Below are 24,360 nucleotides of genomic sequence, written 5' to 3' on the forward strand. Positions count from 1 at the left end.
GTCAGGCAAGGCTACTTTTTCTTGCCACCCTTGCCGGCGCCAGGTTGGCGCGGTGGCCGGGGCAGATTCCTCTGCTCCTTGCGATCGGCCCGATCGGAGTTACGTGAGCCATCCTTGAACCGCTGCTTGCGTTCGGCGTTCTCGGCTTCCTTCCTGGCCTTCGCTTCGGCTATGGCCTGTTTCTCCAGCTCGACCATGGCGGGTGTCTCAAGGGTTATCCGGCCCAGCTTGCCGGACCGCAGCTCGTTGATCAGCACCTCGCAGATCTTGTGCAAGTTGATCCGCCCGCCCGTTTGCAGCGCGCCGCGCCTGGCGCCGGCCATCTCCAGAAACTCCAGCTCGCTGGTGGGCAGCCGCTCCAGCTGAAAGTGCGCCATGATCAGTTCGGGATAGGCCTTGATCAGATACTCGGCCAGAAAGAAACTGACATCATCGTATTCCATCGCGGTGTTCTTGATTGCCCCGGTAGCAGCCAGGCGGTAACTGCTGTCAGGATTCTCGATCTTCGGCCAGAGGATGCCCGGGGTATCCAACAGCGTGACGCCGCTGCCCAGATTGATCCGCTGCTGGTCCTTGGTCACAGCCGGCTCGTTACCCGTCTTGGCCACCATGCGACCGGCCAGGGTGTTGATGATCGTCGACTTGCCGACGTTGGGGATACCGACGATCATCGCGTTGATGTTCTTTGCGCCAGCATCCTTTTCCGGAAGCATCTTGCGGCACAGGTCTACCAACTGTTTGATTCTGCCGGGCTGCTCGGTGGTGGTAGCGAAGGTCTTTACCCCGCGCTCGCGCTCCAGATACGCCTGCCACTGCGCAGTCAGCTCCGGGTCGGCCAGATCCGTCTTGCTCAGCACCTTGATGCATGGCTTTTCGCCGCGCAGTTGGGCAATGGCCGGGTTCTCACTGGAGTAGGGAATTCGCGCATCCAGCACCTCGATAAGCAGGTCTACCTGGGGCAGTACCTCCCTGATCGCCTTCTGCGCCTTGTGCATGTGTCCGGGGTACCACTGAATCGCCATTGTGCCGCGCCTTGAGTCTGACTGAGGCCGTCATTGTACGTTAACTGGCCGGCGGTTAAGCAATCTGCGGGAATGCCCATTCAAACATCCCGTGGTGCGGCTCAGCTATTGTTGGCCAGATGCGCGCGGTATTCCCCCGGCGTCATGCTGGTCCAACTGCGAAACGCCCGGATAAACGAGCTCTGCTCGGAGTAGCCCAGCAGTAGCGCCACGTCGGTCTGCGCCAACGCGGGATCGGCCAGATACTGCCGGGCCAGGGTATGACGGGTATGCGCCAGCAAGCCCCGGTAGCTGTAACCTGCCCCACGCAGCTGGCGATAAAAAGTGCGCAAGGAACACCCCAGTGCGCGGGCAACAGACTCGGCGCTGACATCGCCGTTCTTCATCGACTCAACTATCTGCTCCTGCACCCGGGCAAAAAAAGCGCCGGTCTGAACCTCTTCGAATCGCGGCTGCTGCTTGAGTAGCGCCTGGGCCTGCTGCTCAAGCAGGCGCAGCAGGTAAGGATCCTTGCTGGAAATAGGCAGCGCCAGCAGATGTGCAGGCAGCGCCAGCTCGATTGCGCTGCAATCAAAGTCCACCGGACACCCAAGCAGTACCTGATACATGCCCGCATCCTGTGGGCGGGGAAAGGGCAGGCCCGCGCGGACCGGGATGACTTGCCTGCCGATCAGTGTCTGACACAGGGCGACGAATACCGCGAGGCTGAACTCGGTAGCCAGCGGCGTATTGGCCACCGCCTGAGTCCAGCGCATGAACAGGACCCCGTCCCTGAGCCATGCGCGGGAAGTCAGTCCTGCCTGCAACAACCCCTGGTAACGGTGGTAGCGGGCCAGTGCCTGACCCAGCGTGCCGCACGAGGACACCATATAGCCCACAACCCCGAACTGACGCGGCTCGGCTGACAATCCCAGGCGCACACCCAGGGCGTCCACGGGGTCCAATTGCCAGACCGAGTCCAGCAGCTCGCAAAACTGCAGTGCCGACACGCTCGGCGACTCCAACTGCGCGCTCAGCTCGTCCATCAGGGCAGCCGCGGGCAGGCCGCGTTCCTGCACATAGCACTGCAGCGTTTCGATGAAGCCCGAGGGAATGAAATCAGCTTTGCTCATGATTGGCACTATCGGGACGCTGGCACAAAATGTCAATCAGGCGCGTGATGCCAATACGCCCGGGCAAGTCCCGACATACCATGCGGGTTTTGTAATTATCCTGCGTGGAGTGGATCATGGCGTATGTAGTCACCCAGAGCTGTATCGGCAACAAGCACACCAGTTGCGTGGATGTCTGCCCGGTCGAGGCGTTCCGCGAAGCGCCCGAGATGCTGTTTATCGATCCCGATGTGTGTATCGACTGCAACGCCTGCGTCTCAGCCTGCCCCGAGGGAGCGATCTTTCCGCAAAGCATGGTGCCAGAGGACCAGCAAACCTTTATTACCCTGAATGCCGAGGGGGCAAAGACGCACCCGGTCATTCGCGAAAGTATCAAAGCCGGGCAGCATGCCACCAGCCCGCTGGCGCGTCTGCCAGGCCGCTTTGCCATTGTCGGCTCCGGCCCGAGTGGGTTCTATGCCGCCGAGACACTGATGAAGCAGATGCCCGCTGCGCGGATCGACATGTTCGAGCGCCTGCCAACGCCCTTTGGCCTGGTGCGCTATGGCGTGGCACCCGACCACCCGCGGATCAAGTCGGTCACCGCCGGCTTCGAACGCATTGCCGAGTCGCCCCAGTTCCGCTTTTTTGGCAATGTGCAGATAGGCCGCGATCTTTCCAGCGCCGATCTGCGCCAGCGCTACCACGGCGTGATCTACGCCACCGGCGGCTCCCAGAGCCGTGCGCTCACCTTGCCGGGTGCCGATAGCAAGAATATTTTTGGCTCCTCCAATTTTGTCGGCTGGTACAACGGCCACCCCGACGAAGCCCATCTTGCTCCTGCCCTGGCCGGGCCCACCGCAGTGATCATCGGTATCGGCAATGTGGCACTGGATATCGCCCGCTTGCTGGTGTTGCCCAACGCCCAATTGGCCAAGACCGATATCGCCGATGATGCCCTGCAGGCCTTGGCGGCCAGTGACATTGAAGAAGTGCGCCTGCTGGCCCGCCGCGGGCCGGCACAGGCCGCCTTCACCCCCAAGGAACTCGAACAGCTGATGGCCATTAAGGGTCTGCAGCTGCTGGTCGACCCGGCAGACCTTGAGCTGGACGACACCACAGAGCGCCAGCTGGAACAGCCCGAATTCGCCGAGGCGCGCCAGAACCTGGCTCTGCTGCGCGAGATTGCCGCCCGGCCAGAGGCCGAGGGCAAGCGTATCCGCTTCATGTTTTATACCAGCCCGACAAGCTTCAGCGCCGAGTCTGGCCAGGTCAGCATGGTGCATGCGCAGCGCACCGAGCTGATTCGCAACGACCAGGGCGCGCTGATCGCCCGCCCCTCTGACCAGACCCTGGATATACCTGCATCCCTGGTAGTGCACGCTATCGGCTATCAAGGCTCAGCGATCGACGAGCTACCCTTCGATACCGGCCGTGGCGTGATTCAACACGAGCAGGGACGGATCAGCGGCAATGCCGATGGTCGTGATTATGTCGCCGGCTGGATCAAGCGTGGCGCCAGCGGCGTGATCGGCAGCAATCGCCAGTGCGCGACCGAAAGTGTGCAGCGCCTGCTGGACGACCTGGGCAGCAGCCTGCCCACGCTCAATGGGGAAAAGATTGATACGCTGCTGGCAGCGCGGGACGTGGATAGCGTCAGCCTGGCTGACTGGCGCCTGCTGGACCAGCATGAGCAGGACCGCGGCCGACTGGAAGGCCGCACGCGACGCAAGATCGTCCATATACAGGAAATGCTTAACGTCATCCGCGACGCCCGCGAGCGCGAGGCCGAGCAGGCCCGCATGCCGGTCAAAACCCATCACCGCGCCTGCACCCTGTGTGAAGCCATGTGCGGCGTGGTGATTGAAACCCAGGGCGAGCAGATTCTGTCGATCAGCGGTGACACGGAGGACCCCCACAGCCTGGGCCACATCTGCCCCAAGGGTTACGCCCTGCAGGATCTGCATACCGACCCGGACCGGCTGCGCACCCCGCTGGAAAAGGTCAACGGCGAGTGGCTGCCGATCGACTGGGACAGCGCCCTGGACAAGGTGGCGGCCAAGCTGGTGGATATCCAGCAGCGCCACGGCACCGACTCCATCGCCGGCTACTGGGGCAATCCTTCATCGCATAACCTGGGGCTGATGCTCGCGTCCGGTTCATTGCGCAAGGCCATAGGCACCCGCAACATTTCCTCCGCCGCGTCGCTGGACCAGATGCCGCACCAACTGGTCTCCTATCTGATGTTCGGTCATAGCCAGCTGTTTACCATCCCCGATATCGACCGGACCCAATACATGCTGATGCTCGGCGCTAACCCCGCCGCTTCCAATGGCAGCCTGATGACGGCGGGCGACATTCTCAAGCGACTGGAGAACATTCGCGAGCGCGGCGGCAAGGTGATCCTGGTCGACCCGCGCCGCACTGAATCGGCCCGCTATGTCGATCAACATTTGTTTATCAAGCCCGGTACCGATGCGTTCTTCCTGCTCGGTCTGATCCGCCATGTGCTCGACAAGAACCTGACCAAAGCCGGTCGCCTGCGTGAGCTTGCGGATAACTGGGATGCGCTGGGACCGCTGTTCGTGGGCGTGACGCTGGAGCAGGTCAGCGCCCGGTGCGGTATCCCTGTTGCCGAGATCAAGCGCATTGCCGAAGACTTTGCCGCCGCCGAATGCGCGGTCTGCTATGGCCGCATGGGTGTCTCCACCCAGAGCTATGGTGCCCTCAACCACTGGTTGATGCTGGTGCTGAACATTCTCACCGGCAACCTCGACAGCCCCGGTGGCATGATGTTTACCACCCCGGCCTTCAACAAGGCGCAAAGCCGTCCCATGGGCAGCTTCAACACATATCAGAGCCGCGCACGCGGCCTACCGGAGTTCGACAGCTACTTCCCCGCGGTAACGCTCGCGGAAGAAATGCTGACTCCCGGCGAAGGTCAGGTCCGTGGATTTGTCTGCGTAGCAGGTAATCCGGTGCTCTCCACGCCCAACGGGCGGCAGATGGATGAAGCGCTGGAGCAACTCGATTTCATGGTATCAATCGACTTCTACCTGAACGAAACCTCCCGGCACGCCGACATCATCCTGCCGCCTACCGGCCCGTTGGAGCACGAGCAGTACGATATCGTGTTCAACATGCTCGCCGTGCGCAATCTGGCGCGCTACAGCGATCCTGTTTTCGACCCGGCCGAAGGCACCCGCTGTGACTGGGACATCGTGCAAGGCCTGGCCGAGCGCATTGCCGCGCTTAAGAACCCGGACTCCGGCCCCGGACGTAAAATGCCCAGCCCCGAACAGATTCTCGACCACGGCCTGAAAACCGGCCCCTATGGTGAAGGCTTCAACGAATACAACAGTGGCGAGCCAGTGAAGCGTGACGAGCCGCTGAGCATTGAAGTGCTCAAGCGCTATCCGCACGGCCTCGACCTTGGACCGATGCGCGAGTCTTTCCCCGGCTATCTGTTTACCGCGGACAAGAAGCTGCACCTGACCCCGCCTGAACTCGTCGCCGACCTCGGCCGTGCCATGGCCGAACTGCGCGGAGCTGAGAACGGCGAACTGATGCTTATCGGGCGCCGCGACCTGCGGACCAACAATTCCTGGATGCACAACAGTCAGCGCCTGGTCAAAGGCAACGACCGCTGCGCGCTGCTGGTCAACCCGGCCGACGCCGAACGCCTGGGCCTGACCAGCGGCAAGCAGGCCCGCATCATGTCACGCACCGGGGAGTTGCTGGTCAGCGTTCAGGTCAGCGATGACATCATGCCCGGGGTGGTCTGCCTGCCCCACGGCTGGGGTCACGACCGCGAAGGTATAAGCCTGCGCGTGGCGCAGAGCAATCCGGGCATCAACGTCAATGACATAACCGATGATCAGGTGGTCGATGTGTTGTCCGGCAATGCGGTACTCAACGGCATCCCGGTATCGGTGGTGGCAGCCTGACCCGGCCCAGGCAGGGCCGAGTCTTGTATCCGAGATAGCAAAGCGCTACCTTGATAATAATAAAAAAGAGCACAAAACATGGAAGGGCATGCCGTAACCGCCAGCGCGCCTGGGCGGAGGAGCAGATGAGCCGTTGCGAAGCACAAGACGACCCCTTGCTTGTCATGCTTCGTCGGCTGCCTATTGCCTGCATACTTACGCGGGTCGCGGACAGTCATGTTCTGGCCACCAATCCAGCGTTTACCCAGCTATTTGGCTGGGACGAAGATCAAATCATCAGCCGGCATTCAACCGAGCTTCCCATCTGGACCAGCCCAGAACAACCCAGCGAAATCCTCGACAGGTTTAACCGCGCCGGCCGTATCCAGCAGTTTGAAGCACAGCTGCAATGCAGCAACGGCAAGATCAAACCGTGCCTGGTTTACGTGGAGGATATCGACTTCAACGGTGAGGCCTGCCGACTATCCATCGCTCACGACATGTCGAAGCGGACCAATGCAGAACTGGCGCTGAAACAGAGCGAGGCAAAATTTTCCGCGCTCTTCAGCGATTCGCCCGAGCCCTACGTCCTGTTTGCCAAGAGCAGCGCGAAGATTACCGACGTTAACCGGCGTTTTACCGAAGTGTTCGGCTATCGCCCTCAGGACGTAATCGGCAAGACAGCGAAGGATTTCAACTTCTGGCGCCATCCGGAAAAGCGGCCGGCCATCATCAACAAGTTGTTGCGCGAGCGCTGCCTGCGCAACGAACCGGTTGATTTTGTCGCCAGGGACGGATGCGTGCTCAACTGCGAGGTCTCCAGCAACTTTGTCCTGATCGGCGAGGATAGGTGCATTCTCTCCTGCTTCAAGGATGTAACCGAACAAAAAAACATCGAGGCCCGAATCAAGCACCAGGCCTATCACGACTCCCTCACCGACCTGCCAAACCGGCTCTTGCTGCAGGACCGGTTGCAGCAGCATCTCGCGCTGAGTGAACGTCATGGCTTGAGCTGCGCGCTGCTATTCTTTGACCTGGACCATTTCAAACGCGTTAATGATTCGTTGGGGCACAGCTGCGGAGACGCGGTTCTGCAGGAAATCAGTCGTCGCTTGCTGGCCCGCGTGCGCAAGGCTGACACGGTGGCGCGCCTGGGCGGGGACGAATTTGTCATACTGCTCACCGGTCTTTCAGGGAACACTGCACAGATTGCCGAAACCGCCAGGCTGCAAGCAGCAGAGTTGCTTGAAGCTGTATCCGTCCCGATGTGCATACACGGCCACGGAATGCAATTGACTTGCAGCATCGGGATCGCACTTTCCTCCGAGCACAGTCACACGCCCGAGGACCTGCTCAAGCATGCCGATACAGCCCTCTACGGCGTCAAGGCCAGCGGTCGCAACAGCATTGCGTTCTTCGAGCCACAGATGCAGGTGGTGGTCAGTCAACGCCTGCAACTGGAAACTGATCTACGCCAGGCCCTGCTCAACGGGGAATTCGAACTCCATTATCAGGCGCAGCTGGATGCCCGCACCCAAAGCATTATCGGTGCCGAAGCTCTGCTGCGCTGGCAACACCCAGAGCAGGGCCTGGTCGGACCTGCCACCTTCATGCATGTACTTGAGGAAAGCGGAATGATCCTGGAAGCAGGTCACTGGGTCGTACGCGAGGCCTGTAGCTTCATCGCCCGGCTGATGCTGCAGGGGCTCATCACCGCCCCGTTCAGTCTCAGCATCAATATCAGCCCACGCCAGTTTCGTCAGGCCAACTTTGTCGAAAGTGTCGCTGCTGCTATCGAGGAATTCCGGGTTCCCAGACAATGCCTGAAGCTGGAAATCACCGAGAGCATCATGATCCACAACATCAGCGACACCGTGGAGAAGATGAACGAGCTGCGCGACATGGGTATCAGCTTTGCGATTGACGACTTCGGTACCGGATATTCTTCGCTCAGCTACCTTAAACGCCTGCCGGTGGACCTGCTGAAAATCGACCAGTCATTCATCAATGACTGTACCCGCGACAGTAACGACGCTGAAATCGTGCGCGCGATCATCGCCATGGCCCGCAGCCTGAACCTGGAGCTGATCGCCGAGGGCGTGGAAACCGCCGAACAACTGGCCTTCCTGCAACAGCAGGACTGCCATGCCTACCAGGGCTACTATTTCAGTCGCGCCGTGAGCGAAGCGGTATTCTGCAAGCTGCTGGAGCAAATGTCAGTAAGCGCAAACTAGTCGATTTTTCTCAGCGTTTCCTCCTTGTGCATGGCAATGTGATCGGTCTTGTCGCTCTCGATCTCGTACTGCGGCTCCTGCTCGCTCGCCCGCCGCAGATGCCCTTTGTAGGTCGTGTCTGAGATATGCACTTTGGTTATTTTGCCACTGACCCGGCCCGCTTCGGAATTCCAGCTGACGTGATCGCCGACCTTGAATTTATGCGCCATATCTTCTCCTCCATGGTTCGGACGCCTGTTGATATGACAAATATTTGAGTCGAAGGTTTGGTCGCCCAACCCCGTCCGCACCGCAGCAGGCGGACAAAGTCTTCTACTGTCAGTGGCCGCCCGGGGTTTAACTGCCCGCCTGGGAAACTGTCTGGTCAAAGCCAACAAAAGTCGCCACGTCGCTTACCGCGCGACGTTTGGACACCACCGCGTTGGCCGGGAATTCCTCATCCGGATAGCCCATAGCCACGCAGATCATGATGACCTGATCCTCCGGAATACCGGCGTACTCGCGTACGACTGGCGAGTGCATGATGCCCTGACTGTTAACCACACACCCCAGGCCGCGCGACCACGCAGCATTGACCAGGCCGTTTACCAGTGCACCGCAGTCGAACTGCGCAATATCCCCTTCCCGCAAAGCCCGATCGTAGGTGACGACGATTGATACGGGCGCATCAAACTGTCGAAAACCACGCAGTATCCAGTCCTGGCGCTTTTCCTTGTCATCACGGGCGATGCCCATGGCCTGAAAAAGCTGCACGGCAATTTCGACCTGACGATTCCGATGCTCGCCCTCGTAACTGCCAGTGCCACGGCTTTCCTTGGAAGGCGGCACACCCTTGAGCATGCGCTCGGTGTTCTCCGCACGGATACGGTCAAGCGGTTCACCTGTAAGCACATGCAGGTGCCAGGGCTGGGTATTCATCGAAGACGGAGCGCGAATGGCCATCGCGATGACTTCTTCTATCACGCTACGCGGAACAGCTTGCTGCTTGAACGCGCGAATACTGCGGCGCCCAAAGACGACATCTTGGTAGTTCAAAACCTTTCTCCTCAAAAGTCTGAATGGCGTGCCAAGCGCTACTGGGGCGCGAGCAAACAAGGGGAGCAAACCTTAGCATATCCGGATCAGGTTCAGCGTTCACATGCCCCAGAGCTGCTGGATTATCCGCCCGACTACTCAGGAAAGCGGACAAACTCGGGAAGCGACGTAATATGTTGCACCCAGCCGACCCGTTCAGCGGTCTGAATCTGTACCCCTGGAGGTAAAGCGTCGGGATCATCCAGTGTTGCAGTCTGCACATCAACGATTCCCGGCAGGAAAGCTTCGTTGCGATAGAACAGCCCGCTTCCACAATCAGCGCAGAAACTGCGCATTGCTGCTCCTGACGAGTTGATCGTTTTCGGCTGCCCCTGGGTCACCGTTAGCGCGACCTCCGGAAACATCGCCCAGGAGACCATCGGAGCACCTGCACTTCGCTGGCAATCACGGCAATGGCATAACGCGACGGTACTGGGTTCACCTGAAAGCACAAATTTAACTGCACCACATAAACATTGTCCGGAATGGGACATGAGATGCCCTCCTTTCTTTACCCGGCCACTTCTAATTTTATCGAGAGCAACTGAACCAGTGAATACGCCCAGCGCCAGTGGAGCCCCCACCCTCGGTCTTTAACCGCCAGATACAGGGTGCACTACAAACTGCGGATTTTCTGCAGTGACCGTCGGCAGCCCTTGCCGAATAAGCAGGCAGTGCTGTCAGGCGAGCTTGGCCCATGCCGAAGGTATAGCACGAGAGGTGGTGCGGGAGAAGCACGGCTGCTTTTTTTGCCGTCGTAAAAAAACCCCGGTTTCAAGGCCGGGGTTTTTTGTGGTGCGGGCGTAGTTTAAACGCCGCTGGCCTCGGCTGCTTCTACGTCCTTGATGGACAATTTGATGCGGCCGCGGTTGTCGACGTCCAGTACCAGTACGCGGACCATCTGGCCTTCGCTGAGTACGTCGGTGACTTTTTCGATGCGGGTGTTGGCGATCTGTGAGATGTGAACCAGACCATCCTTGCCCGGCAGGATGTTGACGAATGCGCCGAAGTCGACGATGCGCTCGACCTTGCCTTCGTAGATCTTGCCGATTTCCGCTTCTGCGGTGATCTCGTCAACCCGTGCCTTGGCAGCGTTGGCGGCGTCCTTGGTGGGCGCGAAGATCTTGACTGAACCGTCGTCGGTGATGTCGATGGAGGCACCGGTCTCCTCACAGATACCGCGGATGGTTGCGCCACCCTTGCCGATCACGTCACGGATCTTGTCGGAGTCGATCTTCATGCTGATCATGGTCGGTGCGTTGGAAGACAGTTCCTTGCGCGACGCTGGCAGCACTTCGTTCATCTGCTGAAGAATGTTCATGCGCGCGTCCAGGGCCTGGGCCAGCGCGTTCTCCATGATCTCTTCGGTGATGCCCTTGATCTTGATATCCATCTGCAGCGCGGTGACGCCCTTGGCGGTACCGGCTACCTTGAAGTCCATGTCGCCGAGGTGATCTTCGTCACCCAGGATGTCGGTCAGGATAGCGTACTTGTCGCCTTCCTTGACCAGACCCATGGCGATACCGGCTACCGGCGCTGTCAGCGGTACACCGGCATCCATCAACGCCAGGGAGGCGCCACACACGGAGGCCATGGAGCTGGAACCATTGGACTCGGTGATTTCCGATACCACGCGGATGGTATAGGGGAAATCATCCATGTTCGGCATCACGGCAGCAATACTGCGACGCGCCAGACGGCCGTGGCCGACTTCACGGCGACCAGTGCCGCCCATACGACCGCACTCGCCTACGGAGTAGGGAGGGAAGTTGTAGTGCAGCATGAAGGGGTCTTTCTTCTCGCCTTCCAGAGTGTCCAGCAACTGTGCGTCGCGGGCGGTACCCAGCGTGGTGACAACCAGGGCCTGAGTCTCGCCGCGGGTGAACAGGGCGGAACCGTGGGTGCGATCCAGAACACCGACTTCGATGTTCAACGGACGCACAGTTTTGGTGTCGCGGCCGTCGATACGCGGGTTACCGTTGACGATGCTTTCGCGCACGGTGCGATACTCGATCTCGCCGAAGGCATCTTTGACTTCGCCAGCGGAGGGCTTGCCTTGTTCGTCGCCAGACAATGCTTCGATGGCCTGGTTGCGCAGCTCGCCCAGGCGAGTATAGCGGGCCATCTTGTCGGTAACAGTGTAACCCTCGGCAATACCGGCGCCGAACTGGCTTTTAACAGCATCCAGCAACGCGGTGTTCTCCGGAGCAGCCTGCCAGTCCCAGCGCGGCTTGCCGGTTTCGGCGGCCAGTTCCTTGATTGCCTGAACCGCTGGCTGGAATTCCATGTGGGCGAAGAGTACCGCGCCCAGCATCTGGTCTTCGGTCAGCTCTTTGGCTTCAGACTCAACCATCAGTACGGCGTCTTCAGTACCGGCTACGATCATATCCAGACGCGAGGTCTTCTGCTCTTCGTAGTTCGGGTTGAGGATATAGCCGTTGTCGGCGTCAAAGCCAACGCGTGCGCCGGCGATAGGGCCGTCGAACGGGATACCGGAAATTGCCAGCGCGGCGGAGGTGCCGATCAGCGCAGCGATATCAGGATCAGTGGTCTTGTCGGTGGAGACAACAGTACAGACCACCTGGACTTCATTCATGAAGCCGTCGGCGAACAGCGGGCGGATCGGACGGTCGATCAGGCGCGAGGTCAGGGTCTCTTTTTCAGTCGGACGGCCTTCACGCTTGAAAAAACCACCGGGAATGCGGCCGGCGGCGTAGGTTTTCTCGATGTAGTGTACTGACAGAGGGAAGAAGTCACGGCCTGAGTCGGCTTTCTTGGCTCCGACTACGGTACACAGAACGCTGACTGCATCGTCGATGCTGACCAGTACGGCACCAGAAGCCTGGCGGGCAATACGGCCCGTTTCCAGGGTGATGGTGTTGTTGCCTAGCTTGAATTGTTTGATAACCGGTTTCACGGTGTCTTCTCTCTCTGTATTTGCCTTTGGGGAAACTCTGGGCACGACCGGGTTTCGGACCCGATCATGTCCAAATGGGGCTTGTCGCTTAGCGACGCAGACCCAGACTGCTGATCAAGCTGCTGTAACGCGGAATGTCTTTCGACTTCAGGTAATCCAGCAGCTTACGACGCTGGTTTACCATCCGGATCAGACCGCGACGTGAATGGTGATCCTTCTTGTTTATCTTGAAGTGACCCTGGAGCTTGTTGATGTTTGCAGTCAACAGCGCTACCTGGACTTCAGGAGAACCGGTATCACCTTCGCCACGGGCATATTCAGTTACGATTGCAGCTTTCTCTTCGACGCTCAGTGCCATGACAGCTTTCCTCTGAGTGAACAGGCCGGGCACATCTCTTGGAGTGACCCGTGTTTTAAATCGAGGTATGACCGTGCCTGTTAACAGCCACCCTCGTCGCGACCCTTATGGGTCAACTTCTTTCTGATGACTCGGCGTATTGGGCCAAGTCACCATGGATTCCCGCGTTCGCGGAAATGACGTTCATGCGGGGCTCGGTGTGGTTCTCCCGAGCCCATTCCTTATCCGTTGAAGCGCATCAACCGCTTCGGTGCTACGCGAGCATCGTCGGTAATTTCGCCGATGCCGATAAACTGTCCGGTGTGGTCACGCAGGCGCACCATCCCGAATGCCGGACTGCCCGGGACCATGACCGCCTGACCGTGATTCAGGTAATAGGCAGTCTGCTCTGTGAGTTCGACCGCAGGCCAGTCTTCCAGTCCGCTGTCGCTGGGTAGCAGCAGATGATCCAGTGCCAGATGGCCGCCCTCGGCGTGCAACGCTTCCAGGGTTTCCAGGGTCACGGCCTGGCTCAGATCGAAAGGCCCTGCCTGGATGCGTCGCAGTTCCGACACGTGCGCGCCACAGCCCAAAACCTCGGCGATGTCCTCGACCAGCGTGCGGATATAGGTGCCTTTGGTACAGTGCACCTCGAGCCGCAGACGGTCGCCTTCCAGACCCAGGATCTTCAACTTGCTGATGGTAACAGATCGCGCCTTGCGCTCCACTGTTTCCCCGGCGCGGGCCAGCTTGTACAGCGGCTGACCTTCATGCTTGAGGGCCGAGTACATTGGCGGGATCTGTTCGATCGGGCCGGTGAACTGCGGCAGCAAGGCCTCGACGTCTGCAAGGGTGATATTAACCGCACGCGTTTGCAGCACGTCACCTTCGGCGTCGCCGGTGGTGGTGGTCATGCCCAGCCGCGCCTCGGTGATGTAAGCCTTGTCTGCGTCCAGCAGGTATTGGGAGAATTTGGTCGCCTCGCCCAGGCACAGGGGCAGTACGCCACTGGCCAATGGATCCAGACTGCCGGTATGTCCGCCCTTGGCGGCATTGAACAACCAACGCACCTTTTGCAGGGCAGCGTTGGAGGTCATTCCCAGGGGCTTGTCAAAAATCAATACGCCGTCGATATCCCGGCGTTTGCTGCGTGGTGCCGACAAAAGCCTACTCCTCGCCGTCCGGTTTGTGCTCGCGATCTTCGGCCACGGCACGTTCGATCAGCGATGACAGGTGCACACCACGACGTACGCTTTCGTCGTAGTGAAAGTGCAACTGCGGAACACTGCGCAACTTCATGACCTTGCCCAGCTGCATGCGCAGAAAGCCGGCCACGTTCTTGAGGATCGCCAGGTTCTCGGCAATCTCCTCGTCGCTGTCCTTGTTCATCAGCGTGATATAAACCTTGGCGTGCGCCAGGTCGCGACTCACATCGACCGCCGTGATGGTGATCATGCCCAGGCGCGGATCGCGGATATCGCGCTGGATCAGCAATGCCAGCTCGCGCTGCATCTGATCGGCTACGCGGTGGGTACGACTGTTTTCATTAGCCATAAAATCTGTCTCTGGCTGCCCGCGGGCGGCCTAAAAAAGCGGAACATCGCAAACGTGAACGGCAAGCACCCGATTCAGCTTGCGCTGAGCCCGATGCCTGCCGTGTATCACCGCCTGCAGCTATTACAGGCTGCGTTGTACCTGGATGCGCTCGAATACTTCGATGCGGTCTCCGGGTTTGACGTCATTGTAGTTCTTCACGCCGATACCGCACTCCATGCCGTTACGCACTTCGGCGACGTCATCCTTGAAGCGACGCAGGGATTCCAGCTCGCCTTCGTAGATAACCACGTCTTCGCGCAGTACACGGATCGGACGATTGCGGTAGACGGTACCTTCGATAACCATACAGCCTGCAATCGCGCCGAACTTGGGCGAACGGAACACGTCGCGCACTTCGGCAACGCCGAGGATCTGCTCGCGAACGTCGCTGCCCAGCATACCGCCGAGGGCTTTCTTGACGTCGTCGATGATCTCGTAAATAACGCTGTAGTAGCGCAGGTCGATATTCTCGGACTCGACGATCTTGCGCGCGGTAGCGTCGGCACGAACGTTGAAACCGAAGATCACGGCATTGGATGCCAACGCCAGGTTGGCGTCGGTTTCAGTAATACCGCCCACGCCGCCGGAGATGATCTTGACCTGAACTTCCTCGTTACCCAACTCGCTGAGAGAGCTCTGCAGGGCTTCCAGCGAACCACGTACGTCAGACTTGAGCACGATGTTGAGGGTCTTCTTCTCGTCCTGCCCCATGTTCTCGAACATATTCTCGAGCTTGGAGGACTGCTGACGCGCCAGCTTGATCTCGCGGAACTTGCCCTGACGGAACAGCGCCACTTCACGCGCTTTCTTCTCGTCAGTCACAACGGTGAGTTCGTCACCGGCATCCGGCGTGCCGTCCAGACCGAGGATCTCGACTGGTATCGACGGGCCAGCTTCCTTGATCGGCTTGCCGTTCTCATCGTACATCGCACGGATGCGACCGTAGTTGACGCCAGCCAGCACGATATCGCCCTGACGCAGCGTACCGTTCTGAACCAGTACCGTGGCAACCGGGCCGCGACCCTTGTCCAGACGGGATTCAACAACTACACCACGGCCTGGAGCCGACGGCTGGGCCTGCAGTTCGAGAACTTCAGCCTGCAGCAACACGGCTTCGAGCAGATCGTCGATGCCGGTGCCTTCCTTCGCCGAAACATGCATGAACATGGTGTCGCCGCCCCACTCTTCGGGGATGACGTCCAGAGCTGCCAGACCGTTCTTGATGCGGTCCGGATCGGCATCTTCCTTGTCGATCTTGTTGACTGCGACGACCAGCGGCACACCGGCGGCCTTGGCGTGAGCCACAGCTTCTTCGGTCTGCGGCATCACGCCATCGTCGGCGGCCACGACCAGGATCACGATATCGGTCGCCTTGGCGCCACGAGCACGCATCGCGGTAAACGCGGCGTGGCCGGGGGTGTCGAGGAAGGTGACCATGCCGCGGTCAGTTTCCACGTGGTAGGCACCGATGTGCTGGGTAATGCCACCGGCTTCGCCGGAGGCAACCTTGGCACGACGGATGTAGTCGAGCAGCGAGGTCTTGCCGTGGTCTACGTGACCCATGACAGTGACAACCGGTGCGCGATTAACCAACTCGCCTTCGTGCGCCTGGGACTCGGAAACCAGTGCATCTTCCAGATCACTCTCGCTGATCTGCTTGACCTTGTGGCCCATGTCCTCGGCAATGATGCTGGCCGTGTCCTGGTCCAGCACCTGGTTGATAGTCACCATGTTGCCGGACTTGAACATGTACTTGATGACTTCGGCTGCCTTGATCGACATCTTCTGGGCCAGCTCGGCCACAGTGATGGTCTCGCCAATTACCACTTCTCGCACTATCGGTCCTGTCGGCTTCTCGAAGCCGTGTGCATTGCGTTTCTTGTTCGCCTTGAGCTTGCCACCACCGCCACGACGGCGAGCGCCACCATCGTCGTCATCGCTGGCGCGCGGAGTATTGCGGCCCTTGCCGCTGTTACCACCGGCCCGCTTGCGACTCCGCTCTTCCTCTTCCTCGGCGCGCGTCGGCTTGCGATGCGCGTCCTTCTTCTTGGAATGGTCGGGCTTGTCTGCCGGCGGAGCGATAACCACAGGGGCGGCTGGCGGCTCTGGCGGCGCAACCGGCGCTTCAGGTTCGACTTTGGCTGGCTGTGCAGCGGCTGTTGCTGGGGCTGCGGCCTCAGGAGCTTTGCCAGCTTCCGGGGCTTTAGCCGCTTCGGCTGCTACACGGGCCTCTTCTTCGGCCTTGCGCTTAGCTTCAGCTGCAACCGCTTCCAGGCGCGCATCTTCGGCCTCACGCAGCACTTCAGCTTCGCGCTGACGCTCGGCCTCGAGGTCCACCGGATCGCGCTTGACGTAGGTCTTCTTCTTGCGCACCTCGACGTTGACCGTCTTGCTGCCGGCAACCCGCAGCGTACTGACTGTCTTGCGCTTGAGGGTGATCTTGCGCGGCTCGCCAGCGGTCTCTCCGCCATGGGCGTTCTTGAGGTAAGCCAGCAATGCCTGCTTCTCCTCGTCGCTCACGCGCTGTTCCGCGCTGGTTTGGGGCAAACCGGCTTCCTGCATCTGCTGTAGCAGGCGCTCCAGGGGGGTTCCCACTACCTGGGCCAACTCTTTGACCGTTACTTCCGCCATTCAATTCTCTCCTCAGTCGGGGTCCTGCTTACCAGCAGTACAAAATCGCTTACCGACCGGTTATGCAAACCAGGGTGCCCGTGCGGCCATAATCAGGGCACCGGCACGTTCTTCGTCAATACTTTCGATATCCAGCAGTTCATCAATCGACTGTTCTGCCAGATCTTCCATGGTGATGATGCCTTTCGCGGCCAAATGGAACGCCAGGGCGCGGTCCATCCCCTCCATGTTCAACAGATCCTCTGCTGGCTGCACCTCGTCCAGTTTCTCTTCGCTGGCAAGAGCCTTGGTCAGCAGTAGATCCTTGGCTCGCGTACGCAACTCGGTGACGATATCCTCGTCAAAGCCGTCGATCGCCAGCATCTCCTCCATGGGTACGTAGGCAATTTCCTCCAGGGAGGTAAAGCCTTCTTCTACCAGGAGCTGTGCCAGGTCGTCGTCGATATCCAGCTCGTCGACGAAAGTCCGCAGGATATCGCCCGTTTCGGCTTCCTGCTTGGCACGGATATCCTCTTCAGTCATCACGTTCAGCGTCCAGCCGGTCAGCATACTGGCCAGCCGCACGTTCTGGCCGCTGCGACCGATCGCCTGGGCGAGGTTGTCCTCGGCCACTGCGATGTCGATGGTATGCGCGTCTTCATCCAGAATGATCGACGCCACTTCGGCCGGGGCCATGGCGTTGATCACGAACTGGGCGAAGTTATCATCCCAGAGCACGATGTCGACGCGCTCGCCACCCAGTTCGCCGGACACAGCCTGCACGCGTGAACCACGCATACCGATACAGGCGCCCTGTGGATCGATGCGCTTGTCCTTGGAGCGGACGGCGATCTTGGCCCGCGAGCCCGGATCACGGGCAGCACCCATGACTTCGATCAGCTCTTCGGCGATCTCCGGCACTTCGATCCGGAACAGCTCGATAATCATTTCCGGGCAACTGCGCGACAGCACCAACTGCGGCCCGCGGTTCTCTGTGCGGATGTCCTTGAGCAGGGCACGGATACGGCTGCCGGTGCGGAAGGTCTCGCGCGGAATCATTTCTTCGCGGGGCAATACCGCTTCGGCGTTGTTACCCAGGTCCACGATAACGCTGTCGCGTGTCACCTTTTTGACCGTACCGCTGATGATTTCGCCAAGACGGTCACGGTAGGCATCAACGACCTGAGCACGCTCGGCCTCGCGAACCTTCTGCACGATGACCTGCTTGGCGATCTGCGCGGCAATACGACCAAACTCGACTGACTCGATCTTGTCTTCGATCACGTCGCCAATCTTGATGTCGGGATCACGCTCCTGCCCCTGGTCCAGGGTCAGCTGCATGCCGGGCTCTTCGAAATCCTCATCAGCAACCACAGTCCAGCGCATGAAGGTCTCATAGCTGCCGGTGTGGCGATCGATCGCCACACGCACATCCACTTCGTCTTCATAACGCTTCTTGGTAGCTGTTGCCAATGCCAGTTCCAACGCTTCGAAAATCACGCCGGGCGGTACGCCCTTCTCGTTGGAAACGGATTCCACAACCAGCAGCACTTCTTTGCTCATCGTATGCCTCGCCTAACGCCATCCATTGGGGCCACTGGAGCCCGAAATAATGCTCAAAACCGCGGAATGATATTGCTCTTGTCGATTGTGTCGATCGGCAGCAGGTATTCATGCTCGTCTACCTGCAATATGATCTCGTCACCTTCAACTCCACGGATGACACCTTGAAAATTGCGTCGCCCTTCATAAGGCACGCGTAACTTGATCTTGGCCTGCTCGCCAACATGGCTGGCGAACTGCTCCAGCGTGAAGAGTGGCCGGTCCATGCCGGGCGAGGAGACCTCGAGGGTATAATCACCCGAGATCGGCTCCTCGACATCCAGCACTGCACTGATCTGACGGCTGACCGCTGCACAGGCCTCGACACTGACGCCCTCAGGATGGTCTATATAGACGCGCAGCAGGCTGTGCCGCCCCTGGGACAGATACTCCACACCCCAACAACGATAGCCCAAAGCTTCGACAATCGGGACCGCAATGGCCTCCAACTCAGTCACTTTGCCGGACAAATTAACCGCCTCGCATTTTTTAAAATAAACAGTCTGAAAAACAGCCTGAAAAACATGCACCAATAAAAAATGGGCATTGAAGCCCATCCCGTATCACACCGCCTGCATGACCAGGACAGCTAATAAAAAGCCCCTGAGAAGGGGCCTTGAAACTGGTTGCGGGGGCAGGATTTGAACCTACGACCTTCGGGTTATGAGCCCGACGAGCTACCAGACTGCTCCACCCCGCGTCGAATCTAGGGCGCTTATTATACGCCCGGATGCCTGACAAGACAACCGGGGCATTCAGCCCTGAAAAATGCAGGGCCTGCAAATGCAGGCCCTGTTTGATTGGTGCGGAAGATGGGACTCGAACCCATACACCCTAAGGCACTACCCCCTCAAGATAGCGTGTCTACCAATTCCACCACTTCCGCAAAACTGTTGGCTTACTCGGCCGGAGGTACGTCATCCGTCGTGTCTGCCTGAGGAGCCTGCCCTTCAAGAACAGGTACATCTTCTTCAAGTACCGGAACATCTTCTTCGATGCTCAGCGGAGCAACTTCACGCTGCATTGCCGGAGCAGGCAAGCCTGCATCGCGAACCGCCGACGCCTGGTTACTGGCATAGAAGGCCAGACCCAGCGAGGTGATGAAGAATACAGCGGCCAGCACAGCAGTCAAGCGGCTGAGGAACGTTGCCGAACCCTGGCTGCCAAAAACGGTGCCCGACGCGCCAGAACCGAAGGAAGCGCCTGTTTCGGCACCCTTGCCCTGCTGGATCAGCACCAGGCCGACCAGCGCAAGCGCTGCCATCAGGTGAATAACCACTACCACGGTCTCAATCATTACACTCGTCCTGCGGCACGTGCTATCGCACCAAATTCATCTGCGTTGAGGGAAGCTCCACCAACAAGCCCCCCATCGATATCCGGCATGGCGAAAAGTGCTTCGGCGTTATCCGCCTTGACGCTGCCGCCGTAAACAATCTGGACCAACTGTGCCTGCTCGTCGTCGAGCATGGCAAGCCGCGCCCGGATCATTGCGTGCACATCCTGAGCCTGGTCGGGCTCGGCTGTCAATCCGGTACCTATCGCCCAGACCGGCTCGTAAGCCACTACACCCTGGGCAAGCCCTCCAACACCAAAGGCATCGAGGATCACTTTCAATTGCGTACCCACTACTTCGGCTGTCCGTCCGGCGTCTCGCTGCTCGAGCGTCTCGCCTACACAGAGTACCGGTCGCAAACCGCACGCCAGTGCTGCGGCAAACTTCCTGCGCACCACCCCGTCGGTCTCTCCGAACAGACTACGGCGCTCGGAGTGGCCCACGAGTACAAATTCACATCCCGCGTCACGCAACTGGGCGGCTGATATCTCGCCGGTCAGAGCGCCGGGCTCCGCCTGGTAGGCACAGCTCTGACCACCCACATATAGCGGCGAGCCCGACAGGCGGTCAAGACAGTGCTGAATGTACAGTGCCGGTGGAGCAACCATGAGATCAACGTTGTCCGGCCAGTCCTGCTGATTCAGCCCTTGAAGCAGGCTGTCAACCGATTGCCGAGTCCCATGCATTTTCCAGTTACCGGCGACGAGCAGACGACGCATCCTCAACCTCTCAGTTCGAGCGGGCGCCAATGTTAACCAAGTTGCCCCAACGACACAACCGCATTTTCATTCTGGCGCAAGCTCAGGCAAACAAAGCCCGGACTTCCCCCGCCAATGACTCGGCCTCGGCCGAAACCCGGGCCGAATCCTGCCCCTCCACCATCACGCGAATGACAGGCTCGGTGCCGGACAGGCGCAGTAAGACGCGACCACTGTCGCCAAGGCGCCCTTCCGCTGCCTTGACCGCCGACTGCAAGCCCAGATCGGCCAATGGAGAGGCTGTACCACGCTGATACCGCACGTTGATCAATACCTGCGGGCACTTCTGCATGCCCTGCCGGGCTTCAGCCAGAGTCTGCCCGAAACTCTGCAGCGCCTTGAGCACCTGCAGGGCGGCAATGATACCGTCGCCGGTACTGCTGTGGTGCAGGCAGACCATGTGGCCCGACGCCTCGCCACCGAGAACCCAGTCCCGCTCGCGTAGTTCGGCCATGACGTAACGGTCCCCGACCTTGGCGCGCACAAAGTCGATACCCTTTTCACGCAGTGCCAACTCGAGTCCGAGATTGCTCATCAGAGTGCCGACCACGCCGCCGCGCAGCGCATTGCGCTTTTGCAGTTCCATGGCAAGGATGTAGAGCAGTTCGTCGCCATCGACTTCTGCACCCTGGTTGTCGACCATCAGGACCCGATCGCCGTCACCGTCAAGGGCGATACCCAGGTCCGCGCTGCGGGACAGCACTTCGGCACGCAGCGCCGAGAGGTCAGTGGAGCCCACGCCATCGTTGATATTGATACCGTCAGGATTGGCGCCAATCACGAACACCTCTGCCCCCAACTCGCGGAACACGCTGGGGGCCACCTTGTAGGTTGCTCCGTTAGCGCAGTCAAGGACGACCCTGAGACCCTTGAAGCTGGTACTGGTCGGGACGCTGCTCTTGCAGAATTCGATGTACCGCCCGGAGGCATCCTCTACCCGAAATACCTTGCCCAGCGATGCCGAATCCACTACCACCATTGGCGAATCGACCAACCGCTCGATCTCCAGCTCGAGATCGTCAGGTAACTTGCTGCCTGCGGCCGAGAAGAACTTGATGCCATTGTCGTAATAGGGATTGTGCGAGGCACTGATGACGATACCGGCATTCGCCTGGAAGGTACGCGTCAGATACGCTATGGCAGGTGTCGGCATGGGGCCCAGCAACTGCACGTGAGCGCCCGCGGCGGAAAGTCCCGCCTCGAGTGCGGACTCGAACATGTAGCCGGAGATCCGCGTGTCCTTGCCGATCATTACCCGGCATTCACCCTGCTTGCGAAAAGCTGTGCCAACCGCCCACCCCAGCTTGAGAATGAACTCCGGAGTAATAGGAGCAATACCGACTTGTCCGCGTATGCCATCCGTGCCGAAATATTTCTTTTCCATATGCGCAAAATCCTGATCGAGTTCTTTGTTTGGTCAATCTTGTTGTATAAATCCGGAGGCTAGCCGACGTTTTCCCGGCCGGCCGTCATAACGGCCTCAGTCATCCGTATGGCATCCACAGTCTGCGCAACGTCATGCACGCGAATAATCCGCGCACCGCTGCGCACGGCCAACACGGCCAGAGCCAACCCCCCTGCCAACCGCTGATCGACGGGACGATCCAGTAACTGGCCGATCATGCTTTTCCGCGATACGCCTACCAGCAGTGGGCACCCCAATGACAGCAAGCGCTGCATTCCGGCAAACAATTGAAAGTTATGTTCCAGCGTCTTGCCAAAACCAAAGCCGGGGTCAAGCAGAAGGCGGTCGGCAGGTATCCCCGCCTGCGCGCAGACGGCCACACGCTCGACCAGAAAGGCGCTCACCTCGTCGATTATCGATTCATACTGAGGAGCCTGCTGCATATCCTGCGGACTGCCCTGCATGTGCATAAGACACACCGGCAAGCCGGTAGAAGCAGCCGCGCGCAATGCCCCAGGGCGCCGCAGCGCGCGCACGTCATTGATCAGACCGGCACCAGCAGCGGCGGCCGCGCTCATTACCTGCGGGGTACTGGTGTCGACGGAGACAATCGTATCAAAGCGCTGCCTGATTGCTTCGACAACCGGGATCACGCGATCGAGCTCCTGCTCGGGACTGACTGTGGCGGCGCCGGGCCGAGTCGACTCGCCGCCCACGTCGATCAGTGTCGCGCCATCGGCAATCATCTGCTCGACGTGTCGCATTGCCTGGCCGGCGTGCACGAAGTGCCCGCCATCGGAAAAGGAGTCGGGGGTTACGTTCAGAATGCCCATGACATGGGCACTGGAAAGATCAAGCTCCCGATCGCCGCAAGGCAACCGGGAGCCGTGCTCTACGCTCGGCATATCCATGCTGGGCATATCAGGATCAGTGCTCGCCTGCCGGTCCGCCGATGATGCTGTCGCCACGCTTGTCAGATGGTCCCTCTTCCGACGTGGAACCGGCTGCAGCGCCAGGCCCCGCCTTGTCGTCGGAATTCCAGTCCTTGGGCTCACGCGCCGGCTTGCCGGTCATGATGTCCTGAATCTGGTCAGCATCGATGGTTTCATACTTCATCAGCGCCTCGGCCATCAGATCAAGCTTTTCGCGGTTATCCTTGAGCAACTGCTGCGCGGTCGAGTAACACTCGTCGATGATCCGGCGCACTTCCTGATCGATCAGCTTGGCTGTCTCTCCGGAGATACCGCCCGCCTGACCGCCGCCCTGGCGACCCAGGTAACCCTGATCTTCATCCTCACCGTACATCAGCGGCCCGAGCTTTTCCGACAGACCCCACTTGGTAACCATGTTCTTGGCCAATTGGGTGGCGCGCTGGATATCGTTTGACGCACCAGTGGTAACGCCGTCAAAGCCCAGTGTCATTTCCTCGGCGATACGGCCGCCAAACAGCGAGCATATCTGGCTGATCAATGCGCGCTTGGACAGACTGTAACGGTCTTCCTCGGGCAGGAACATGGTGACGCCCAGGGCGCGACCGCGCGGAATGATCGAAACCTTGTAGACTGGATCATGCTCGGGCACCAGGCGCCCGACAATTGCGTGACCCGATTCGTGGTACGCCGTGTTGAGCTTTTCCTTGTCGGACATGACCATGGATTTGCGCTCGGCGCCCATCATGATCTTGTCCTTGGCCATCTCGAACTCTTTCATCTCGACCAGCCGCTTGCCGGCACGGGCGGCGAACAGCGACGCCTCGTTAACCAGGTTGGCCAGGTCCGCACCGGAGAAGCCGGGGGTGCCGCGGGCGATATTCCCTGGTACCACGTCATCACCCAGCGGAACCTTGCGCATGTGCACCTTGAGGATCTGTTCGCGGCCACGAATGTCCGGCAGACCGACTACAACCTGACGATCGAAGCGACCCGGACGCAGCAACGCGGGGTCCAGTACGTCCGGACGGTTGGTAGCTGCCACAACGATAATGCCGTCATTGGGCTCGAAGCCGTCCATCTCTACCAGCAACTGGTTCAAGGTCTGTTCACGTTCGTCGTGGCCACCCCCCATCCCGGAGCCACGATGGCGACCGACCGCATCGATCTCGTCGATAAAGATGATGCACGGGGCGTGCTTCTTGGCCTGCTCGAACATGTCGCGCACCCGACTGGCACCCACACCGACGAACATTTCTACGAAGTCCGAACCGGAAATGGTGAAGAACGGCACCTTGGCCTCGCCGGCTACCGCCTTGGCCAGCAACGTCTTACCTGTACCTGGCTGACCCACCATCAGTACGCCGCGAGGAATGTGGCCACCCAGGCGCTGGAACTTGCCTGGATCGCGCAGGAACTCGACCAGCTCGCTGACTTCTTCCTTGGCCTCGTCGCAACCAGCGACGTCGGCGAAAGTAGTCTTGACCTGATCTTCAGACAACATGCGCGCCTTGCTCTTGCCG

Annotated in this window: 18 protein-coding genes, 2 tRNA genes and 1 pseudogene; 2 read left to right on the forward strand and 19 right to left on the reverse strand. The window is 59.6% G+C overall.

What is annotated here, in order from left to right; genetic code table 11:
* Nucleotides 1–11 precede the first annotated feature (11 nt).
* Nucleotides 12–1,022 carry a ribosome biogenesis GTPase YlqF gene (ylqF, locus tag ABYA88_RS06880; RefSeq protein ID WP_373186265.1) on the reverse strand — a complete coding sequence of 337 codons (1,011 nt, stop codon included), beginning with the start codon at nucleotides 1,020–1,022 and terminating at the stop codon, nucleotides 12–14.
* A 101-nt stretch (nucleotides 1,023–1,123) separates the two neighbouring features.
* On the reverse strand, nucleotides 1,124–2,134 hold the full coding sequence (locus ABYA88_RS06885) for an AraC family transcriptional regulator ligand-binding domain-containing protein (RefSeq protein WP_373186267.1): 1,011 nt from the start codon (nucleotides 2,132–2,134) through the stop codon (nucleotides 1,124–1,126).
* A 116-nt stretch (nucleotides 2,135–2,250) separates the two neighbouring features.
* Here ABYA88_RS06885 and ABYA88_RS06890 point away from each other — a divergent pair, with 116 nt between their 5' ends.
* Both ABYA88_RS06890 and ABYA88_RS06895 read left to right on the forward strand, forming a co-directional pair.
* Nucleotides 2,251–6,060: a molybdopterin-dependent oxidoreductase gene (locus ABYA88_RS06890; RefSeq protein WP_373186268.1), complete on the forward strand. Its 3,810-nt coding sequence runs from the start codon at nucleotides 2,251–2,253 to the stop codon at nucleotides 6,058–6,060.
* A gap of 125 nt (nucleotides 6,061–6,185) precedes the next feature.
* The gene (locus ABYA88_RS06895; RefSeq protein WP_373186269.1) at nucleotides 6,186–8,273 is read left to right on the forward strand and encodes an EAL domain-containing protein; all 2,088 of its coding nucleotides are present in this window, start codon (nucleotides 6,186–6,188) and stop codon (nucleotides 8,271–8,273) included.
* Here ABYA88_RS06895 and ABYA88_RS06900 read toward each other — a convergent pair.
* From ABYA88_RS06900 to ftsH, 17 genes and pseudogenes are all read right to left on the reverse strand, one after another.
* Entirely contained in the window at nucleotides 8,270–8,482 is a 213-nt protein-coding gene (locus ABYA88_RS06900; protein WP_373186270.1) for a DUF2945 domain-containing protein, read from the reverse strand. The two genes, ABYA88_RS06895 and ABYA88_RS06900, sit on opposite strands and share 4 nt — an antisense overlap.
* A 127-nt stretch (nucleotides 8,483–8,609) precedes the next feature.
* Nucleotides 8,610–9,308 (reverse strand): nitroreductase, encoded by a 699-nt coding sequence (locus ABYA88_RS06905; protein WP_373186271.1) that lies wholly within the window; start codon nucleotides 9,306–9,308, stop codon nucleotides 8,610–8,612.
* A 134-nt stretch (nucleotides 9,309–9,442) separates the two neighbouring features.
* Nucleotides 9,443–9,841 (reverse strand): GFA family protein, encoded by a 399-nt coding sequence (locus tag ABYA88_RS06910; protein WP_373186272.1) that lies wholly within the window; start codon nucleotides 9,839–9,841, stop codon nucleotides 9,443–9,445.
* A 314-nt stretch (nucleotides 9,842–10,155) separates the two neighbouring features.
* Nucleotides 10,156–12,264 carry a polyribonucleotide nucleotidyltransferase gene (gene pnp / locus ABYA88_RS06915; RefSeq protein WP_373186273.1) on the reverse strand — a complete coding sequence of 703 codons (2,109 nt, stop codon included), beginning with the start codon at nucleotides 12,262–12,264 and terminating at the stop codon, nucleotides 10,156–10,158.
* Between the two features lie 88 nt (nucleotides 12,265–12,352).
* Entirely contained in the window at nucleotides 12,353–12,622 is a 270-nt protein-coding gene (rpsO, locus tag ABYA88_RS06920) for a 30S ribosomal protein S15 (RefSeq protein WP_339844495.1), read from the reverse strand.
* Between the two features lie 221 nt (nucleotides 12,623–12,843).
* Nucleotides 12,844–13,764 carry a tRNA pseudouridine(55) synthase TruB gene (gene truB, locus ABYA88_RS06925; RefSeq protein WP_373186274.1) on the reverse strand — a complete coding sequence of 307 codons (921 nt, stop codon included), beginning with the start codon at nucleotides 13,762–13,764 and terminating at the stop codon, nucleotides 12,844–12,846.
* A gap of 4 nt (nucleotides 13,765–13,768) precedes the next feature.
* A complete protein-coding gene (gene rbfA / locus ABYA88_RS06930; protein ID WP_373186276.1) occupies nucleotides 13,769–14,155 on the reverse strand; it encodes a 30S ribosome-binding factor RbfA in 387 nt (128 codons plus the stop codon).
* A gap of 123 nt (nucleotides 14,156–14,278) precedes the next feature.
* On the reverse strand, nucleotides 14,279–16,828 hold the full coding sequence (infB, locus tag ABYA88_RS06935) for a translation initiation factor IF-2 (protein WP_373186277.1): 2,550 nt from the start codon (nucleotides 16,826–16,828) through the stop codon (nucleotides 14,279–14,281).
* 60 nt (nucleotides 16,829–16,888) lie between these two features.
* Nucleotides 16,889–18,370 carry a transcription termination factor NusA gene (gene nusA / locus ABYA88_RS06940; RefSeq protein WP_373186278.1) on the reverse strand — a complete coding sequence of 494 codons (1,482 nt, stop codon included), beginning with the start codon at nucleotides 18,368–18,370 and terminating at the stop codon, nucleotides 16,889–16,891.
* Between the two features lie 53 nt (nucleotides 18,371–18,423).
* Complete coding sequence (rimP, locus tag ABYA88_RS06945) at nucleotides 18,424–18,879, reverse strand: ribosome maturation factor RimP (protein WP_373186285.1); 456 nt, start codon at nucleotides 18,877–18,879, stop codon at nucleotides 18,424–18,426.
* Nucleotides 18,880–19,032: 153 nt separating this feature from the next.
* A tRNA-Met gene (locus ABYA88_RS06950) sits at nucleotides 19,033–19,109 on the reverse strand.
* 101 nt (nucleotides 19,110–19,210) lie between these two features.
* Nucleotides 19,211–19,295, reverse strand: a tRNA-Leu gene (locus tag ABYA88_RS06955).
* Nucleotides 19,296–19,307: 12 nt separating this feature from the next.
* Nucleotides 19,308–19,706 (reverse strand): preprotein translocase subunit SecG, encoded by a 399-nt coding sequence (gene secG, locus ABYA88_RS06960; protein WP_373186280.1) that lies wholly within the window; start codon nucleotides 19,704–19,706, stop codon nucleotides 19,308–19,310.
* A complete protein-coding gene (gene tpiA, locus ABYA88_RS06965) occupies nucleotides 19,706–20,464 on the reverse strand; it encodes a triose-phosphate isomerase (protein ID WP_373186281.1) in 759 nt (252 codons plus the stop codon). The genes secG and tpiA overlap by 1 nt, the downstream gene beginning before the upstream one ends.
* An 82-nt stretch (nucleotides 20,465–20,546) precedes the next feature.
* Complete coding sequence (gene glmM, locus ABYA88_RS06970; protein WP_373186283.1) at nucleotides 20,547–21,887, reverse strand: phosphoglucosamine mutase; 1,341 nt, start codon at nucleotides 21,885–21,887, stop codon at nucleotides 20,547–20,549.
* Between the two features lie 59 nt (nucleotides 21,888–21,946).
* Nucleotides 21,947–22,813 (reverse strand): dihydropteroate synthase, encoded by an 867-nt coding sequence (folP, locus tag ABYA88_RS06975; RefSeq protein WP_373186286.1) that lies wholly within the window; start codon nucleotides 22,811–22,813, stop codon nucleotides 21,947–21,949.
* 132 nt (nucleotides 22,814–22,945) lie between these two features.
* Nucleotides 22,946–24,360, reverse strand: a pseudogene (gene ftsH, locus ABYA88_RS06980) (ATP-dependent zinc metalloprotease FtsH); the annotation flags it as partial.

It is taken from the genome of Halopseudomonas sp., from assembly GCF_041579695.1.
Taxonomy (GTDB): Bacteria; Pseudomonadota; Gammaproteobacteria; order Pseudomonadales; family Pseudomonadaceae; genus Halopseudomonas.

Coding starts and splice junctions, on each gene's coding strand:
- ylqF (WP_373186265.1), bottom strand. CDS start 1,022: ATGGCGATTCAGTGGTACCCCGGACACATGCACAAGGCGCAGAAGGCG.
- ABYA88_RS06885 (WP_373186267.1), bottom strand. CDS start 2,134: ATGAGCAAAGCTGATTTCATTCCCTCGGGCTTCATCGAAACGCTGCAG.
- ABYA88_RS06890 (WP_373186268.1), top strand. CDS start 2,251: ATGGCGTATGTAGTCACCCAGAGCTGTATCGGCAACAAGCACACCAGT.
- ABYA88_RS06895 (WP_373186269.1), top strand. CDS start 6,186: ATGAGCCGTTGCGAAGCACAAGACGACCCCTTGCTTGTCATGCTTCGT.
- ABYA88_RS06900 (WP_373186270.1), bottom strand. CDS start 8,482: ATGGCGCATAAATTCAAGGTCGGCGATCACGTCAGCTGGAATTCCGAA.
- ABYA88_RS06910 (WP_373186272.1), bottom strand. CDS start 9,841: ATGTCCCATTCCGGACAATGTTTATGTGGTGCAGTTAAATTTGTGCTT.
- rpsO (WP_339844495.1), bottom strand. CDS start 12,622: ATGGCACTGAGCGTCGAAGAGAAAGCTGCAATCGTAACTGAATATGCC.
- rbfA (WP_373186276.1), bottom strand. CDS start 14,155: ATGGCTAATGAAAACAGTCGTACCCACCGCGTAGCCGATCAGATGCAG.
- infB (WP_373186277.1), bottom strand. CDS start 16,828: ATGGCGGAAGTAACGGTCAAAGAGTTGGCCCAGGTAGTGGGAACCCCC.
- nusA (WP_373186278.1), bottom strand. CDS start 18,370: ATGAGCAAAGAAGTGCTGCTGGTTGTGGAATCCGTTTCCAACGAGAAG.
- secG (WP_373186280.1), bottom strand. CDS start 19,706: ATGATTGAGACCGTGGTAGTGGTTATTCACCTGATGGCAGCGCTTGCG.
- tpiA (WP_373186281.1), bottom strand. CDS start 20,464: ATGCGTCGTCTGCTCGTCGCCGGTAACTGGAAAATGCATGGGACTCGG.
- glmM (WP_373186283.1), bottom strand. CDS start 21,887: ATGGAAAAGAAATATTTCGGCACGGATGGCATACGCGGACAAGTCGGT.
- folP (WP_373186286.1), bottom strand. CDS start 22,813: ATGCCGAGCGTAGAGCACGGCTCCCGGTTGCCTTGCGGCGATCGGGAG.